This is a genomic window from Gemmobacter lutimaris (assembly GCF_003570715.1).
Taxonomy (GTDB): Bacteria; Pseudomonadota; Alphaproteobacteria; order Rhodobacterales; family Rhodobacteraceae; genus Gemmobacter; species Gemmobacter lutimaris.
Genome location: NZ_QXXQ01000001.1, coordinates 156,950 through 174,502, shown reverse-complemented (window position 1 = coordinate 174,502; position 17,553 = coordinate 156,950). Strand labels below are relative to the sequence as shown.

Below are 17,553 nucleotides of genomic sequence, written 5' to 3'. Positions count from 1 at the left end.
GCGATCCGGCGGAGCAGACAGATGCGCCGGATCATGGCCCCGGTTGTGCAGGGCCGTGCCTGACCTAACGACGATGCCCCCGCATCGCCCGCCAGACCCGTCCCCCGGAAGCCTGTGCCTGCGTCCTGTCTCCCCCGAAACAGGATGGATCGCAGGGCACTGGCCCCCTTTGCCGTCTTGCCGTTCAGGATGGCGGCCCCCGCCGCCTTCCTGCCCGACCGTCCGGCATCGCCCCGGTCCCCCGACCGGAACGAAACCCGCGTCCTGACCGGCAGGGCCAGAGGCGGGCGGTCACAGGTGCCCGGCGAAGGGAATGACGCTGTCTTGGCACAGCCGCCCGGTGCCGCCGCAGCAGCGGAACCGGGGTTTTGCGCATACGCCATAGACTGGCGCAGCGAGCTGCACTTTGCAGGGGTCATCTCTCCGCTCGACCTGTGCTTGTGGTTGTCACGTTCTTCATTGCAGTCAGAGAACGTGATCAGAGTGTCTGCACCGCGGCCGATTTATGTCAATCTCGGGAAATGCGGCGGCAGAGGTGCCATAGGGCGCGCCACAATCCATCGCGGTTGGAAACAATCGGCAGTCCAGATTTGCGATAGCATTATCACGGAATATTTCGAATTATTTCTGAAATTGCGGCAGATGTGAGGTCAATTGGGCTCAATTGTGGCGAAACCAAGGCATAGGCGGCGATTCTGTGGCGCTGATTCTGACTTGGTGCCAAAGGCTTGCGAGGCATTGTTGACAGTATCCACATGCCTCGCATTTGCGGCAGGGATCAGCCCCGCCCCCTCGCCATAAAGGCGAGTCGCTCGAACAGGTGCACATCCTGCTCGTTCTTCAGAAGCGCGCCATGCAGGCGTGGCAGCAGGCTGCGGCCGTCACGCTTCAGATCCTCGGGGGCCAGATCCTCGGCCAGCAGGAGCTTCAGCCAGTCCAGCACTTCCGAGGTGGAAGGTTTCTTCTTCAGCCCCGGCGTTTCGCGGATTTCGTAAAACTGCGTCAAGGCCGTGGTCAGCAGCGCTTCCTTGATGCCGGGGAAATGCACGTTGACGATGGCGCGCAGCGTGTCGATTTCGGGGAAGCGGATGTAGTGGAAGAAACAGCGGCGCAGAAAGGCGTCGGGCAGTTCCTTTTCATTGTTCGAGGTGATGATGACCACCGGACGATGCTGCGCGCGGATCGTCTCTCCGGTCTCGTAGACGTGGAACTCCATCCGGTCGAGCTCTTGCAGCAGGTCATTCGGAAATTCGATGTCGGCCTTGTCGATCTCGTCGATCAGCAGCACCACGCGACCCTCGGCCTCGAACGCCTGCCAGAGCTTGCCCTTGCGGATGTAGTTCTTCACGTCATGGACGCGCGCGTCGCCCAACTGGCTGTCGCGCAGGCGCGAGACGGCATCGTATTCGTAAAGCCCCTGCTGCGCCTTGGTGGTGGATTTGATGTTCCATTCCATGAAGGGCAGGCCCAGCGCAGTGGCCACCTGCCGCGCCAGTTCGGTCTTGCCGGTGCCGGGTTCGCCCTTCACAAGCAGCGGGCGTTGCAGCGCCACCGCCGCATTGACCGCGACGACCAGATCGGGGGGCGCGACATAATCGGCGGTGCCGTCGAAACGCATGGGACTGTCCTTCGTAAAGCGGATACCGGACCGAGGGGTAAGCCGTCGGACCGGCAAGGGCAAGGGCAGGGGCGGCAGATCAGTCGCCTGACAGGGCGAAGGTTCCGGCGCGGCCGGAGGTGGCGGCGGACCAGCCGGTCAGGTTCTGCCAGCATTCCTCGACCTTCAGCATGGCAGCGGTGGCCCCGTCCAGATCGACATCCCAGACCGCCGGGCCGATATTGGCATAGATGCGGTTCCCGGCGGCCACTGCCTTGCGCATGTTCAGCGGGAAGGACGCATACATCCACGCGCCGTCGCCGTAGTAATCTTCGGTGAAGCTGGATTTGTCGATGTCGATGGAGCCCGCGAACGTGCCCTCGCCACCCGAGGCGCTGTAGGGGAAGATCAGTTGCCAGCCGCCTGCGGGCGGGGTGTTGAACACGATGGGCATGGCCTCGGGATAGGCCGAACATCCGTAGCGGTCGCTTTGCACCACAGTCCAGCCCCGGACCGAGGCGTAGACCTTGCCGCCTGCGGCGGAATAATCAGGAGTTTCGGCAAGGGCGGGTGCAGACAGCAAGGCGAGGGCGGCGAGCGCGAAAAACGGTTTGGTCGTCATGTCTGATCCAGTGCGGGAAGGATGTTTCGCAAGGCCCGGAGAAAATGCTTGCGGGCTTGCCCGATACGCTACGCCCGATGCTTAGCACAGAGGGATACAACAGACAGAAGATCTTGCCGCTTCCTTGCATATTTCTTGTGTTTCTGGCGGGGCAGGGGCCAGGTTCCGGCCGGGGCTGCCCCAGACGTGGGCATAATCGTTAACAAGGGTGCAGCACAGGTCAGCAAATCGGCGCAACGGCTAGTGACAATCCCTGACGCTTCCGTTACGAGGGCGCACACGACGCGCCTCCCGGCCTTGGTCGGCCGAATCCGGCGCAGATCGCCCAAGTGGAGTGCTGCGATGAAGGCAGAGATGTTTCTCCCCGACGATTACCGCCCCGCGGAGGACGAGCCGTTCATGAATGAACGGCAGTTGGAATATTTCCGCCGCAAGCTGCTGGTGTGGAAACAGGAGCTTCTGGACCAGAGTGCCGAGACGCTGGACAACCTGACGGAAAGCGCGCGCAATGTGCCCGATCTGGCCGACCGCGCCAGCGAGGAAACCGACCGTGCGCTGGAACTTCGGACCCGTGACCGGCAGCGCAAGCTGATTTCCAAGATCGACGCCGCGCTGCGCCGGATCGACAATGGCGAATACGGCTATTGCGAGATGACGGGCGAGCCGATCAGCCTGAAACGGCTGGATGCGCGTCCGATCGCCACCATGACGCTGGAAGCTCAGGAAAAGCACGAGCGCCGTGAAAAGGTGCACCGCGACGACTGAACGCACATGCTGCCGCTTGCGGCGGCGGTGACGGAAGGTCACTGTGAGGCCGGGCTGCTGCGCCCGGCTTTTGCATGTTCGGGGGATGGATGGGACGGCTGAACGGCACCGAGATCACGGTTCTGGGCGCGGGTGTCGCGGGGCTGGCGCTGGCGGTTGCGCTGGCACGGCGCGGGGCCGCGGTCACCGTGCTGGAACAGGCCGAGGCGATCCGCGAGGTGGGCGCGGGGTTGCAGATTACCCCGAACGGGGCCGCTGTGCTGCGGGCGCTGGGTCTGGCCGAGGCGCTGGCCGTTGCCGGGCCGCAGGCACAGGCGGTGGAACTGCGTGACGGCTATGCCGGGGGCACCGTGCTGCGGATGGATCTGGCGAAGCTGCGGCCGGGCCTGTCATGGCATCTGATGCACCGCGCCGATCTGATCGGTCTTCTGGCCGAGGCGGCGCGCGCCGCCGGGGTGCAGATCCGTCTGTTGCAGAAGATCGAGACGGTGGACCTGTCAGGCGATGCGCCGCGCCTTGTGACGGCGCAGGGGGCCGAGTTGCGGCCCGCCATCCTGATCGGGGCGGACGGGCTGCATTCGCGGTTGCGCGCGGCGCTGAACGGGGCGGTGGCGCCGTTCTTCACCCGTCAGGTGGCATGGCGTGCGGTGATTCCCGAAACTGCCGATATTGCGCCGGTGGCTGAGGTGCATATGGGGGCGGGCCGCCATGTGGTCAGCTATCCGCTGCGCGGGGGGCAAATGCGCAATATCGTGGCGGTGGAGGAACGCAACCGCTGGGTCGATGAGGGCTGGAACCTGCGCGACGACCCGCTGGCGCTGCGGCTGGCCTTTGAGGACTTTGGACCGCGTGTGCGCGGTTGGCTTGAACAGGTGGAGGATCTGTGGCTCTGGGGCCTGTTCCGGCACCCGGTGGCCGAGCATTGGGGCCGCGTGCTGCCCGGCGGATTTACCGCCATTCTGGGCGATGCCGCGCATCCGACACTGCCATTTCTGGCGCAAGGGGCCAATATGGCGCTGGAGGATGCCTGGGTGCTGGCTGATCTGCTGGCCCGGCACGGGCCGGGCGAGGCGGCGCTGACGGCCTATACCCGCGCCCGCGCGCCACGTTGCGCGAAGATCGTGGCGGCCGCCAACAGCAATGCCCGCGCCTATCACTTGCGGGGGATCACGCGCGAGGTGGCGCATCTTGGCCTGCGGATCGGTGGCAAGGTGGCGCCCGGTGCGGGTCTGGCCCGCTATGACTGGGTTCACGGGTTCGACGCAACCGCCTGAAGCGGGAAGGCCCAGAGGATCATCGGAATTGCCACGGCGGTCACAACCGCCTCCAGCGGCAGGCCCAGACGCCAGTAATCGCCAAAGCGGAAGCCACCGGGGCCAAGGATCAGCGTGTTGTTCTGGTGCCCGATCGGGGTCAGGAAGGAACAGGAGGCCCCGACGGCCACCGCCATCAGGAAGGCATCCGGGTTCACCCCCAGCGTCCCGGCCGCGCCCAGTGCGATGGGACACATTACCGCCGCCGTTGCGGCATTGTTCATCACATCCGACAGGGTCATGGTGACGACGAGGATCAGCCCCAGTGCCAGCACCGCATTCCCCTGCGCGACATAGGTCATCAGGGTTTCCGCCATCAGTTGCGCGGTGCCTGAACGATCCATCGCATCCGCCACCGGCATCATGGCCGCCAGCAGAACGATCACTGACCAGTCGATGCTGTCATAGATGTCTGACAGCGGCACCAGCCGGGTGATCATCACCGCCAGCATACCGCAGGTGAAGGCGATGGCCGGGGGGGCCAGACCCAGCGCCGCCGCCGCCACTGCCGCGGCCATGATACCCGAGGCCAGCAAGGCCTGGCGCGGACGCGGCAGATGCAGGTCGCGTTCGGCCAGCGGAATGAAGCCCGCATGGGCGGTGAAGCCTGACAGGGCCTCGACCGACCCTTGCAGCAGCAGAACGTCCCCGGCGCGGATGCGCCATTCGCGCAGCCGGGTCGCGGCGCGCTTGCCGCTGCGGGCGACGGCAAGCAGGTTGATGCCATAGCGCGAGCGCAGGCCCAGATCGGCCGGGGTTGACCCCGCCAGTGCGCTGTCGGGCCGCACCACATATTCGCGCAGCAGCACCTCGTCATTGCGGCGGGTTTCCTGTTCCGGGTCGCGCTCCGCCAGTTTCAGGCCCAGCGGCTGTGCCGCCTCGATCAGCGTGGCAAGATCGGCCTCCATCACCAGCAGGTCGCCCTCGATCACCTTGCGGCTGGCACGGGGGGCTGTCAGCCATGTGCCGCGCCGTTCCAGCGCGACGATCTGACCGCCCGCCTCGGCAAGCTTCGCCTCGATCTCGGCCAGCGTCATGCCAATGGCCGAGGCTTCGGCAGGAACGGCCAGTTCGGCCATATAGGCGCCGGTATCGAAATCCTCCCCCGCGCTGCCCTGACGTTTCGGCACCAGCCGCCAGCCGATCAACGTGATGAAGGCAATGCCTGCCAGCGTGACGGCCAAGCCTACGGGGGTGAAATCGAACATCGCGAAAGGCGCATCGCCCGTGCGGGCGCGGAACCCCGCGACGATCAGGTTGGGCGGTGTGCCGATCAGCGTGACGGTGCCCCCCAGCACGGTGCCAAAAGCCAGGGGCATCAGTGCCTGACCGGCGCTCAGCCCGGCGCGTGGCGCAATCTGAAGTGCGACCGGCATCAGCAGCGCCAGCGCGCCAACATTGTTCATGAAGGCAGACAGGAAGGCGCCCAGCCCGCAAAGCGTCAGCAGCGTGCGCACCGGCCCGCCCGAAGCGGGCAGGGCATTGCGCGCAAGCCAGTCAACTGCGCCGGAAATCTGTAGCGCGCGGCTCAGCACCAGCACGCAGGCGACGGTGATGACGGCCGGTTGCGCGAAGCCATCGAAAGCCTCGGCCGCCGGAACCAGCCCCAGTGCGACGGCGGCGATCAGCGCGGAAAGCGCCACGATGTCGTGGCGCAGCCGCCCGCTGAGGAACAGCAGGACCGTCGCGCAGATCAGGGCGAGGCTCAGCCCTTGGTCAGTGGTCATCGCGGCTCCTGTCGCAAGGATCAGGCGTCGAGGTCGATCCAGACCGGGACGTGATCCGAAGGTTTCTCGCCCCCGCGCACCGCCCGGTCGATCTGCACATCGCGCAAGAGATCGGCGGCTTGCGGTGACAGCAGCAGGTGATCAATGCGGATACCGTTGTTCCGTTCCCAGGCCCCCGCCTGATAATCCCAGAAACTGTAATGACCGGGCCCGGTCACCCTTGCGCGGAAAGCCTCGGTGAAGCCGAGGTTCACGATCCGCCGGAAGGCCGCGCGGCTTTCGGGCAGGAACAGCGCGTCCTTCACCCATGTCTCGGGGCGGGCGGCGTCTTCCGGCTGTGGGATGATGTTGTAATCGCCCGCCAGCACCACGGGGTCTTCCGTTGCCAGAAGTTCGGCGGCGCGCGCGCGCATCCGCTCCATCCATGCCAGCTTGTAGCCGTATTTGCCGGTTGCTTCTGGCGCACCTTCAGGATCGAAGCTGACCGGGTTGCCATTCGGCAGGTAAAGCCCGCACAGCCGCACGGCGCGTTTCTCGCCGATCACGGTCGCCTCGATCCAGCGGGCCTGTTCGTCGCTGTCGTCACCGGGCAGGCCGCGTGTCACATCCTCCAGCGGAAGGCGCGACAGGAGGGCGACACCATTGAAGCTTTTCTGGCCATGGGTTTCGACGCGGTAGCCCATATCCTCGAACACATCGCGCGGGAAAGCCTCGTCCACGGACTTGATCTCTTGCAGCGCGACCACGTCGGGACGGGCGCTTTCCAGCCAGCGGGGCAGGGCCTCGATCCGGGCCTTGATGCCGTTGATGTTGAAAGTGGCGAGTTTCATCGGGCCTCCGCGGCTGTCGGACATCGGGCCAGACCTCTATCGCCTGCGGCGCGGCTGACCGCAACCCCGCAGCACGGGCCGACCGGGGCAGGTTGGGAAAGCTTGTGATATTAAGGCTTTGTTAATATTTGCGAATCGAGTCTTGCGGGCCCGTCTGTGGATTGTTCACGCTTGAGGCGAAGGTGGATAAGTCACAGTTTCGCCCGATTGGTTAACGCAATCCGGCACTTGTTTCGAAGCCGGTCTGTGGATAAGGTTGAACACAACTTGTGAATGCAATTTTCTTTGAAAAATCAATCACTAGATGCAACGCTCGGGTGGCAAACACTGCTCAAACCACGGGGGTTTAACATGAGCGCACTGCGTAAATTCGCCGAAGTCACCGAAGCCGCGACTGTTGCCGACATGTCGATGGGCCTTGGCGCCGATCTGATGCCCTGCTCGAACATCGAAGGCACCGAGATGCTGATGGGTGGTGGCATCGCGCTGATGCCCTGCTCGAACATCGAAACCGGCTTCGGCGTTGATCTGATGCCCTGCTCGAATGTCGAGACCGGCAAGGCCGCGGACCTGATGCCCTGCTCGAACATCGAGGGCGATACCATGGTGGCCGGTGCGGGCGTCGCACTGATGCCCTGCTCGAACTGAGCTGACGGCCCCCCTTCCTCGCCTCGCCCGGCGCCGAAGGGGGGCTTTCCTGCCGGGCACCCTGCCGGAGAGGGCGAATGTCGAACATCGTAAGCCTTGCCGCGCGTCGCGCGGCCCGTCCTGCCTTGGGCGCAAATGGCGGGCTCACTTCCCTTCTGTCCACCTTCGCCAATGGTCGCAGGCGCCAGGGCGATGCCTGGTGGCTGAAGGAAAACGCGGAACTGCTGATGATCCTGAGCGCGCTTGGCCAACGCCCGCCAGAGGCTGCGCTGGCCGCCTACGGGGCGTTCCATGCCGGGCTGGAGGATCAGCTTGCCTTCCATCCGCAATACTATCGCATGCTGCTGGGTCTTGCCGTCTGGCTGGAGGATCTGGGACAGCCGGGTGATACGGCCGCGCGTCTTGCCGCGCGCATCGCAGCAGAGGGCTGGATCGAGATGGAGGTGAACGACCTTCAGCGCGCCGAAAGCCGGTTTTTGCTGGCGCGTGCCGGTCAGACTGTCGATCTGCCGGGCCTTGATGCGCGGCTCCATCGCTTCATGGCGCGGCCCGAAACCTTTGCCCTGCCCAATCCGCGCGCAGCCTATGACCTTCTGCATGCGATCTTCTATCTGTCAGAATATGGCCGCCGCCCGCTGAGCCTGCCGGAACCGGCGCTTCAGTCGCTGCACATGCTGGGCAATCTGGCCTGGCTCGAACAGAACGGCGATCTTCTGGGTGAGGTCTGCATCGCACTGCACTATACGGGGCAGGCCCTTCCGCCACTCTGGCTGGGCTTCCTGCGGGGCGAGGCAACGTCGTTCCGCATCGCGCCGGGCCCCTGCGAAGATTCTTCCGATGCCTACCATAATTTTCTTGTCAATCACTGGTTGATGGGGAGTATTGGGGAAACCGCCTTTGGCGATGATTATCTGGCTGGCCCCATGCGATTTAGCATTTTCCGTCCCCTGATCAGCCCCTTGCGTGAATGGTCGCAGGCCTTGATGGCACAGGGCGCGCGGCGTGAGCCGGATTACGGGGCGATGCGGCGGGCCTGTGCTGCACGATTGTCCCCGGAAGCCCTGGAGGTTGCTGACCGCGGTATGACGGAAAGCCCCCACTTTGCCACCTTCTTCGCCATTTTCGCCCGGCCGGTTGCCATTTCTGGCCCGGTCAGGAAGGGGGCCTGATGACGGCAGAGGTTGGTCTTCGTCCCGTCTTGCAGAAAACCGCGCTGATCGGTGCGGGACTTGTCGTTGTGAACACCCTGATTTCGGTCAGCGCCGATGCGATCGCCAAGGACCTGATCACGTCCTATGCCGCGCCGCAATTGATGCTGCTGTCCGGGCTGATTGCGGTTCTGCTGGGTCTGGGGGCGGTCGCAGCCGGGCAGGGGGACCGCGTCCTGCACACCGGCAGCCCGCGTCTGGTGGCGTTGCGCTCGGCGCTGGGGGCGATCAGCACGACGGGCTTCTTCTATGCCCTTCGCTTTCTGCCTTTCGCGGAAATCTTTGTCTTCATCGCAATCATGCCGATCTTCGGCGCAGTTCTGTCCGGCCTTGTGCTGCGCGAAAGGCTGGCACCGACGATCTGGTATGCGCTGGGGCTGGGCCTTGCAGGCATGCTGTTCCTGTTTCCCGAAGGCATCAGCGGCATTACCACGGGCCACTGGATTGGCCTCGCAGCCAGCCTCTCCGGCTCTGCTTCCATCGTGCTGTCGCGTCGGATCTGCAAAAGCCACACACATTCCATGGCGCAGGTCTTTTATGCGCAACTCGCCTGCCTGATCCTCGGGGCGCTGCTGGCGCCCTTCGTCTGGCAACCCATGGTCCTGTCGGATCTGGCGCTGCTGCTGGCCTATACGCTGTTCATCATCGGCACGCGCTGGCTGATGGTCGTGATCCTGCGCATGCTGCCCGCCTACGTCGTGATGCAGATCGCAAATATCCAGTTCCTCTGGATGGTACTGCTTGGGGAACACCTGTTCGGCGAGGTGACCGGCGCGCATCTCTGGGTCGGTTCGGCGCTGGTCGTGGCGTCCGGTCTGTGGCTGATCCACAGCCAGCGCGTCGCACCGGCGCGCTGATCCGGTCAGATCGAAAAGGACGTGCCGCAGCCGCAACTGGACGAGGCATTCGGATTTTCGATCACGAAGCGCGCGCCGATCAGCTCTTCGGTGAAATCCACCACCGCGTTTTGCAGGAAGGGCAGCGAGACCGGATCGACCAGCACCTGCTGGCCGTCCTTTTCCAGCACAAGATCGTCCCCCGCCGCATCGTCCAGCCGGATGTCATATTGAAATCCCGAACAGCCACCGCCCTCGACCGCGACGCGCAGTGCCTTGCGCTCGCCAGTCATCTCGGCGATCTCGGCCAGACGGGCAAAGGCCCGGTCGGTGACACGCGGCAGGGCCGCATCTGCGGGAAGCTGAAGGTCCATCTGCGGAATTTCCATATCCTTCATGGGGCTTTCATCATATAGGGGCAGCACATGAAGCGGACAAGCCCGCTTGCCGCCCAAAGACCCGCAGCCAAAGACCCGCGACCATGACCCAGATCCTCGCCCCCTACGCCTGCCTGCCCGAAGCCTCGCGCGGGCGGCGCCATGACGAGGGCATGTCCACCTTCCGCTCGCCCTTCCAGCGCGACCGCGACCGGATCATCCATTCCTCGGCCTTCCGTCGGCTGAAGCACAAGACCCAGGTGTTCATCGAACACGAGGGCGATTACTACCGCACGCGCCTTACCCATTCGATCGAGGTGGCGCAGGTCGCGCGCACGATTTCGGGTGTGCTGGGGCTGAACACCGATCTGGCGGAATGCGTGGCGCTGGCGCATGACCTTGGCCATACCCCCTTCGGCCATACCGGCGAAGATGCGCTGGCGCGGCTGATGGAGCCTTATGGCGGTTTTGACCACAACGCCCAGGCCCTGCGCATCGTGACGAAGCTTGAACGGCATTACGCCGGTTTCGACGGGCTGAACCTGACCTGGGAAAGCCTTGAAGGCATCGCCAAGCACAACGGCCCGGTAACTGGCCCGTTTGCCGACAAAAAGCATGAAGGCCCGCTGCCCTATGCGCTGGCCGAGGTCAATGCCGACTGGGATCTGGAACTGGATACCCATGCCAGCGCCGAGGCGCAGGTGGCGGCCATCGCCGATGACGTGGCCTATAGCCACCACGACCTGCATGACGGGCTGCGCTCGGGTCTGTTCACCGAGGAAGACCTGATGGAGCTTCCCGTAACCGCCCCCGCCTTCGAGGAGGTGGACCGCCTTTACCCCGGCCTTGAAAAGATGCGCCGCCGGCACGAGGCGCTGCGCCGTGTCTTCGGCCGCATGGTCGAAGATGTGATCCATGTCGCGCAGAACCGGCTGGAAGCCGCGCAGCCGAAGTCGGTGGACGATATTCGCCATATGGGCACCACCATCATCCGCTTTTCGAAACCGCTGTATCAGGAATTGAAGGCCGTGCGCAGCTTCCTGTTCCACCGCATGTATCGCGCCCCGTCGGTTGTGAAGATGCGGACCGAGGTGACGGCGATGCTGGACGATCTGTTCCCGCTGTTCCTGCGCCGCCCCGAGCTGCTGCCCGAGGAATGGCTGAGTGACATCGAGGCCGCGACCGATGACAAGCAACTGGCCCGCATCGTCGCCGATTACGTTGCCGGCATGACCGACCGTTTTGCCATTCAGGAACACGGCCGCCTGTTCGGCTGACCTGCTTTTATCTTGGCAGAAATATCCTCGGGGGTGAGCCCCGCAGGGGCGAGGGGGCAGACAGCCCCCTGATCCGTCAGCGCCGCCGCGCCGCCGCGACCCAGATCAGCGCCAGCATCACCGAGATGATCACGTTCCAGCCCGCCATGGAAATACCGAACAGGCTCCACGCGATTTCGTCGCAACGCACCACCGCGCCGACTGCGATGTCGGTGTTCAGCAGATCGGCACCACTGAGGCCGGTGATCGAGCCGGAGGAACAGCTTGCCAGCCCGTCCCACCATTTCTGCTCCACGCCCACATGAAACACGCCGATCCCGGCCGAGGTCAGCGCGGCCAGCGCCCCCAGCCAGCCCAGAACCCGCGCGCCGAACGCCAGGGCAAGCAACCCGATCAGAACCGCTGCCACATGCGGCCAGCGTTGCCACAGGCATAGCGGGCAGGGGGCCATGCCACCGATGAACTGGAACGCCAGAGCCCCGAGCAAGAGCGCGGCCGAGCCTCCGGCGGCGATCAGCACCAGAAAGCGGGAATAGGTCATGGCGTCTCCTTCCGGGGTCAGGCGAGGTATTTCACGGCGATGAAACCGCCGATCAGCAGCACGAGCGCGAGGGCGAACATAAGCCCCAGACGCCGTTCGATGAAATCACGGATCGGTGCGCCGAATTTCCACAGCAGCGCCGCCACGATGACAAAGCGCAGACCCCTTGCCACGATGCTGGCCACAATGAAGACAGGCAGCGACAGTTGGGTGGCGCCAGACAGAATGGTGATGACCTTGTATGGAAAAGGCGTCATCCCCGCGATCAGCACCGCCCAGGCGCCCCAGGCATTGTAGCTTTCGCTGAACTTCTCGAACTCGGCGGTCATGCCGTAGAAGGCCAGCACCGGCTCGCCCACCGTGTCGAACAGGAAATAGCCGATCCCGTAGCCCGCCAAGCCGCCCAGAACCGAGGCGATGGTGGCAACCAGCGCATAAAGGAAGGCGCGTTGCGGCGCGGCAAGGATCATCGGGATCAGCAGGATGTCCGGCGGGATCGGAAAGACCGAGCTTTCGACGAAGGCCACGGCCGCCAGCGCCAGCAGGGCGTGGCGATGACCGGCCAGCGCCATGGTCCAGTCATATAGCCGCCTGATCATCGGAACCCGCCCCGCCTGTTGCCCGTTGGGGTTCATCACGGCCGGGGGACAAGGTCAAGCCGCTTGCGATGCGGCCGCATCGGGGTAATCTGCGCCTGAGTGTAGCAGGCCAGTATCGGGTCAGGGAGTTTCGCATGGAATGGAAGGGCCGTCGCGGCAGCCGCAACATCGAGGACCGGCGGGGCATCCGCAGCGCGGGCGGCGCAGTGGGCGGTGTCGGCGTGATTGCCGTTCTGCTGATCGGCTATTTCTTCGGCATCGACGTGACCCCGCTGCTGGAGGGGGCGGGCTCTGCGCCGCAGGGCCAGACGACGCAGGCCGAGCTTAGCCCCGCCGACAAGGCGGCTGGCCAGTTCGTCTCGGTCACGCTGGCCGATACCGAAGAGGTCTGGGGCCATGTCTTTCCCGAACAGGTCGGCAAGAATTACCGGCCGCCGGTTCTGGTGCTGTTCAAGGGCGTGACGCCTTCGCCCTGCGGCGACGCCAGCGGCGCGACCGGCCCGTTCTACTGCCCGACCGACCGCAAGGTCTATCTGGACACCGATTTCTTCACCACGATGTCGCGGCAACTGGGCGCGGGCGGCGATTTCGCTGCGGCCTATGTGGTGGCGCATGAGGTGGCGCATCATGTGCAGAACGAAATCGGCATCCTGAACCGTGCCAATCAGGTGCGGGCGCAATCCAGCGAGGCAGAAAGCAACGCGATTTCGGTGCGGATCGAGCTTCAGGCCGATTGCCTGTCGGGCATCTGGGCGCGCGAGGCACAAGAGCGGTTCGGCTCGTTGGAGGAAGGCGATGTCGAGGAGGCGGTGAATGCGGCCAAGCAGATCGGCGACGACACGCTGCAACGCAATGCCGGGCGCCGTCCGATGCCGCATACCTTTACGCATGGCACCTCGGAACAGCGCTCGCGCTGGTTCCTGCGCGGCTATCGCTCGGGCGACATAGGGCAATGCGACACCTTCGCCGCCTGGCAGCTTTGATGCCGCATGCAGCCGCGCTTGACAGCCCCGCCGCCGCCCCATAGATCGGGTGTCGATGCGGGTGTGGCGGAATGGTAGACGCGAGGGTCTCAAACACCCTTACCGCAAGGTGTGTGGGTTCGAGTCCCACCGCCCGCACCAGACCGGCGCTGCCGCGCCGTCCCGATCCTGACCAATATCGCGTATTCTGTCCGTGCAGCGCGGGCTACCTGTCGGCACCGGCTTTGATCGCCGGTTTGTGCCGATTCTCGCGCAGGGTGTGCGGCTTTCCCGGTTCGGCCTTTTTTTTGCCCTGATTCTGCGTGTGATTCGGTTTTCTGGCGAAATGACCGTCGCTTGAGGCGGTTTTATCATGGTCAGCATGCCGAATTGGTTCTTCTGGGGGAACGGAGAATTAACCACCATGGCAAAAGTCTGGCCATTATTCGCGTTGGGGGAAGAAAAGCCATTGTTTCCATTTCCGCACCAGAGCTTGTCACTTTGATCCGGCTCGCCTCCCCCGGCATGTGCTGAAACTTTCAAGAAACATGCTGGTTTTGACGTGTTCTGCAAAATCTTGAAAGCTGCGGAATCGTGCACAATCGAACTTCAAATGTGGCTGAAATGGGGCACGCTCCGGGCGTCTATGTGTCAGTATCCGGCGCTAAGCGGCGAAAATGTGGAGAATTTACTTTCCGGGAAGCCTAACAAGCGGTATCCATAGGGTGTCTTTCTGGGAAGGACTTTGGCCGTGGGGGCGGCCGTAAAGGGTGCGCGTCATCTGACGCAGGAGTTGTGAAAAGAGCTGCCAAGCTTCGCATTGACACATTGTCGTGACACGCGTTTTGCGTGCCGCATCGTCTTGCCGGATTTCAGGCGCTTTTCTCTCTCCATGCTCTGCACGGTTGGCTTCGCGGCACGCCCTCGTGGGTTGTGCCGGTCACATGCCCGCAAGGGCGGATTGGATCCGGCGGGGTCATTCGGACCGCGCTGAAACGAGGAAAAGACCATGCCGGTTTTCGCGCTCTACAATTTCGAGGATACGGACAGCCACGCCCGCGACTCGGCTCTCGGCAACGGGGCGCAGGACGGGATCTATCTGAACGGTGCCGCCTCGAACGGAACCCAGGCGGTTCTGGACGGCCAGAATGATCTGGTGAAGATTTATGCCGATCCGACGTTCCAGATGGATCGCGGCACACTGGAGATACAGTTCACCTCGTCGGAAAATCTGGTTGCGGATACCCAGACCATCCTGTCGCGTGACAGCACGGGCGAAACCCCCGGTGGCTACAAGGTCGAACTTCTGGGCGATGGCAGCGTGGTCATCACCCATGAGACCGATACCAGCTCGACCGTGTTCACCACGACGCCGGGCTTTTCGTCGCCGGGTGACGAGATCAAGCTGACGTATTCCTGGGACGAGGCGAACGGCGGCCGTCTGGATCTGGAAAACCTGACCCAGGGCACCAGCTTCACGGATGATGTGCCTGCCGGCCTGACCATGGACCAGAGCAGTGAAGGCATCAACCAGCCCTGGATGATCGGTGCAGGCCAGGCCCATTCCGATCCCTATGTGCTGAACAACATCGACCAGCATTTCGCCGGATCGGTGGAGTATTTCTCGATTTCCGACACGGTGGACAACGGCTCGCAAGACCCGGTGGCAAACCCCGATGTGGCGGAAACCGACGAGGATGTTGCCGTCGATATTCCGGTTCTGGACAATGACACCGATCCGCAGGGCCAGACCCTGACGGTGACGGGCGGCGCGGCCCCCAATGGCACGGTTTCGGTAAACGGCGACGGCACATTGCATTATGTGCCCAATCCCGATTTCAACGGCACCGACACCATCACCTATGAAATCCGCGATCCCGACGGCAATACCGCGACCTCGACCGTCACGGTGACGGTCAATCCGGTGAATGATGCGCCGGACGCCGTGAACGACAACGCCAGCACCGATGCGGGCACGCCGGTCGTGATCGCGGTTCTGGCCAATGATACCGATGTGGATGGCGACAGCCTGTCGGTCGTGTCGGCTGGCACCTCGCCGGATGGCACCGTGACGGTGAACGGCGATGGTACCATCACCTTTACGCCGAACGCCGGTTTCTCGGGCGATGCGAGCTTTGAATATACGATCACCGATCCGGACGGGCTGACCGATACCGCCACGGTGACCGTCAACGTGGCCGCACCGCCGCGGGACGGCTGGGTTGATGGCACCCCCGGCAATGACCTGATCGACACCTCCTATACCGGCGACCCGGATGGTGACCGGATCGACGCGAATGACGCGATCATTCCGGGCGATGACCCGAATGACGACCGTGTGCGCGCGGGCGACGGCGACGATACCGTCTATTCCGGCGTCGGTGACGACTCGGTCTATGCCGGAACCGGCAATGATGTGGTCTATGGCGGGCCGGGCGACGATTCCGTCATCGGCTGGGATGGCGACGACAGCGTCTATGGCGGCAACGGCAATGATTTCGTCAATGGCGGTCAGGGCAATGACCTGATCGACACTTCGGCCACCGGCATCCCCCGGCCCGATATGGGGTATCCGGGGCTCTACCCGGATGACGCCAATCCCTTTAATGATCTGGATACCGTCTATGGCGGCGACGGTGATGACACGATCCGCACCGGCGACGACGCAGACCTGATCTATGGCGGCGACGAGAACGATCTGATCGACGGTGGCATTGACGCCGATACCATCTATGGCGGCCGCGACGACGATACCGTGATCGGCGGCGAGGGATCGGACCTGATCGACCTCGGCAATGGCGATGACCTTGCCTATGGCGGGCTGGACCCGAGATTCCCGGATGAGATCAACATTCCCGACGCGACGGATCTGCGCCCCGACAACGGCATGGATACGATCTATGGCGATCTGGGCAATGACACCATTTACGGCATGGATGACGATGATGTCATCTATGGCGGTGTCGGGAACGACGTTCTGGACGGTGGCATCGACGAAGACACCGTTTTCGGCGACGAGGGTAATGATACCCTGCTGGCCAGCCATGGTGCCGATGAAATGTCCGGTGGCGACGACCGCGATACCTTTGTCATCGGTTCGGCCGAGGATGGCATCGGTGATGTGATCGACGGAAACGAGGGCGGCGACGACTACGATACGCTCGACCTCAGCAGCGCCGGGCCGCTGGTGGTGCATTATGCCGCCGACAACCCGGAAAACGGCACGGTCGATTTCCTCGATGGCGACGGTAATGTCACCGGCACGCTGACCTTCACCAATATCGAGAATGTCATCCCTTGCTTCACCCCCGGCACGCTGATCGCCACGCCGCGCGGCGAGGTGCCGGTGGAAGAGTTGAAGGCCGGCGACCGGGTGATCACCCGCGACAATGGCATTCAGCAGATCCGCTGGGTGGGCCAGAAGGCGCTGAACTGGACCGACCTGTCGCTGAACCCGCATCTGAAGCCGATCCTGATCCGCAAGGGCAGCCTTGGCAACGGCCTGCCGGAGCGTGACATGATGGTCAGCCCGAACCACCGTGTTCTGGTGGCCAATGATCGCACAGCGCTTTACTTCGACGAGCATGAGGTTCTGGTGGCGGCCAAGCATCTGGTGGCCGGGCGCGGCGTGCACGAGGTGGACAGCATGGGCACGACCTATATCCACTTCATGTTCGACCGCCACGAAGTCGTGCTGTCGAACGGAGCCTGGACCGAGAGCTTCCAGCCGGGTGACTACACGCTGAACGGCATGGGCAATGCCCAGCGCAACGAGATTTTCGAGATCTTTCCGGATCTGAAATCCGATACCGGCCGCGAAGCATATGGCGCCGCCCGGCGCACGCTGAAGAAGCACGAGGCGCGTCTTCTGGTGAAATAAGTCAGCGTTACAAGTGGTGTTTGTTGCGAAAAGGGGCCTTTTGGGCCCCTTTTCTGCATTTCGCACAGTGGCGCGGGCTACGTTAACACTTGTGCCATGTTTCCGGCGGAGAAACGAAGGTCAGGTCACAAGTGATTGAATTTATTTTTAAATACAGTGTCATTATTTTGCCCCGTTTCGCGGGGATCGCGTCAATAAAGTGTCCATCCTGAACCACTATTCAGCCATGATCGGCGCGTAACCCGATCCTGTAGAGGTCTGTGTTCCGCCTGCCGGGCGGTGACGAGGCCATGATTTGTGAAGTGGATCGGGATGATGGGTCTTCTGTGCCCCGGAAGGTTGTTGGTCTTGCGTTGCCCCCTGTCGGCGCG

At 63.5% G+C, this 17,553-nt stretch carries 15 protein-coding genes and 1 tRNA gene; 9 read left to right on the top strand and 7 right to left on the bottom strand.

Annotation, left to right across the window (positions count from 1 at the left end; translation table 11 throughout):
* Nucleotides 1-778: 778 nt before the first annotated feature.
* Nucleotides 779-1,618, bottom strand: a complete 840-nt coding sequence (locus D2N39_RS00765; RefSeq protein ID WP_119132910.1) for an AAA family ATPase — start codon at nucleotides 1,616-1,618, stop codon at nucleotides 779-781.
* A gap of 79 nt (nucleotides 1,619-1,697) precedes the next feature.
* The gene (locus D2N39_RS00760; RefSeq protein ID WP_119132909.1) at nucleotides 1,698-2,219 is read right to left on the bottom strand and encodes a hypothetical protein; all 522 of its coding nucleotides are present in this window, start codon (nucleotides 2,217-2,219) and stop codon (nucleotides 1,698-1,700) included.
* Between the two features lie 342 nt (nucleotides 2,220-2,561).
* Here D2N39_RS00760 and dksA point away from each other — a divergent pair, with 342 nt between their 5' ends.
* Complete coding sequence (dksA, locus tag D2N39_RS00755) at nucleotides 2,562-2,984, top strand: RNA polymerase-binding protein DksA (protein ID WP_119132907.1); 423 nt, start codon at nucleotides 2,562-2,564, stop codon at nucleotides 2,982-2,984.
* 89 nt (nucleotides 2,985-3,073) lie between these two features.
* The gene (locus D2N39_RS00750) at nucleotides 3,074-4,258 is read left to right on the top strand and encodes an FAD-dependent monooxygenase (protein WP_119132905.1); all 1,185 of its coding nucleotides are present in this window, start codon (nucleotides 3,074-3,076) and stop codon (nucleotides 4,256-4,258) included.
* Here the strand turns inward: D2N39_RS00750 and D2N39_RS00745 are convergent.
* Entirely contained in the window at nucleotides 4,234-6,024 is a 1,791-nt protein-coding gene (locus tag D2N39_RS00745) for an SLC13 family permease (protein WP_119132903.1), read from the bottom strand. The two genes, D2N39_RS00750 and D2N39_RS00745, sit on opposite strands and share 25 nt — an antisense overlap.
* 20 nt (nucleotides 6,025-6,044) lie before the next feature.
* Nucleotides 6,045-6,854, bottom strand: a complete 810-nt coding sequence (gene xth / locus D2N39_RS00740) for an exodeoxyribonuclease III (protein WP_119133303.1) — start codon at nucleotides 6,852-6,854, stop codon at nucleotides 6,045-6,047.
* A gap of 351 nt (nucleotides 6,855-7,205) precedes the next feature.
* On the opposite strand from xth, the gene D2N39_RS00735 reads away from it, so the two are divergent.
* From D2N39_RS00735 to D2N39_RS00725, 3 genes are all read left to right on the top strand, one after another.
* Entirely contained in the window at nucleotides 7,206-7,502 is a 297-nt protein-coding gene (locus D2N39_RS00735) for a hypothetical protein (protein WP_119132901.1), read from the top strand.
* Nucleotides 7,503-7,579: 77 nt separating this feature from the next.
* Entirely contained in the window at nucleotides 7,580-8,671 is a 1,092-nt protein-coding gene (locus D2N39_RS00730; protein WP_119132900.1) for a DUF6902 family protein, read from the top strand.
* Nucleotides 8,671-9,567, top strand: a complete 897-nt coding sequence (locus tag D2N39_RS00725) for a DMT family transporter (protein WP_119132898.1) — start codon at nucleotides 8,671-8,673, stop codon at nucleotides 9,565-9,567. The genes D2N39_RS00730 and D2N39_RS00725 overlap by 1 nt, the downstream gene beginning before the upstream one ends.
* Nucleotides 9,568-9,572: 5 nt before the next feature.
* Here D2N39_RS00725 and D2N39_RS00720 read toward each other — a convergent pair whose 3' ends face one another.
* Nucleotides 9,573-9,920, bottom strand: a complete 348-nt coding sequence (locus tag D2N39_RS00720) for a HesB/IscA family protein (RefSeq protein ID WP_054303703.1) — start codon at nucleotides 9,918-9,920, stop codon at nucleotides 9,573-9,575.
* 116 nt (nucleotides 9,921-10,036) lie between these two features.
* On the opposite strand from D2N39_RS00720, the gene D2N39_RS00715 reads away from it, so the two are divergent.
* On the top strand, nucleotides 10,037-11,200 hold the full coding sequence (locus tag D2N39_RS00715; RefSeq protein ID WP_119133302.1) for a deoxyguanosinetriphosphate triphosphohydrolase: 1,164 nt from the start codon (nucleotides 10,037-10,039) through the stop codon (nucleotides 11,198-11,200).
* Nucleotides 11,201-11,276: 76 nt separating this feature from the next.
* On the opposite strand, the gene D2N39_RS00710 is transcribed toward D2N39_RS00715, so the two are convergent.
* Together D2N39_RS00710 and D2N39_RS00705 are read right to left on the bottom strand one after the other, a co-directional pair.
* Entirely contained in the window at nucleotides 11,277-11,741 is a 465-nt protein-coding gene (locus D2N39_RS00710) for a disulfide bond formation protein B (protein WP_119132896.1), read from the bottom strand.
* Between the two features lie 17 nt (nucleotides 11,742-11,758).
* Nucleotides 11,759-12,340: a YqaA family protein gene (locus D2N39_RS00705; RefSeq protein ID WP_119133301.1), complete on the bottom strand. Its 582-nt coding sequence runs from the start codon at nucleotides 12,338-12,340 to the stop codon at nucleotides 11,759-11,761.
* 134 nt (nucleotides 12,341-12,474) lie between these two features.
* Here D2N39_RS00705 and ypfJ point away from each other — a divergent pair, with 134 nt between their 5' ends.
* From ypfJ to D2N39_RS00690, 3 genes are all read left to right on the top strand, one after another.
* Nucleotides 12,475-13,323 carry a KPN_02809 family neutral zinc metallopeptidase gene (gene ypfJ / locus D2N39_RS00700; protein ID WP_119132894.1) on the top strand — a complete coding sequence of 283 codons (849 nt, stop codon included), beginning with the start codon at nucleotides 12,475-12,477 and terminating at the stop codon, nucleotides 13,321-13,323.
* 57 nt (nucleotides 13,324-13,380) lie between these two features.
* Nucleotides 13,381-13,464, top strand: a tRNA-Leu gene (locus D2N39_RS00695).
* 847 nt (nucleotides 13,465-14,311) lie between these two features.
* Complete coding sequence (locus tag D2N39_RS00690) at nucleotides 14,312-17,182, top strand: Hint domain-containing protein (RefSeq protein WP_119132892.1); 2,871 nt, start codon at nucleotides 14,312-14,314, stop codon at nucleotides 17,180-17,182.
* Nucleotides 17,183-17,553 lie beyond the last annotated feature (371 nt).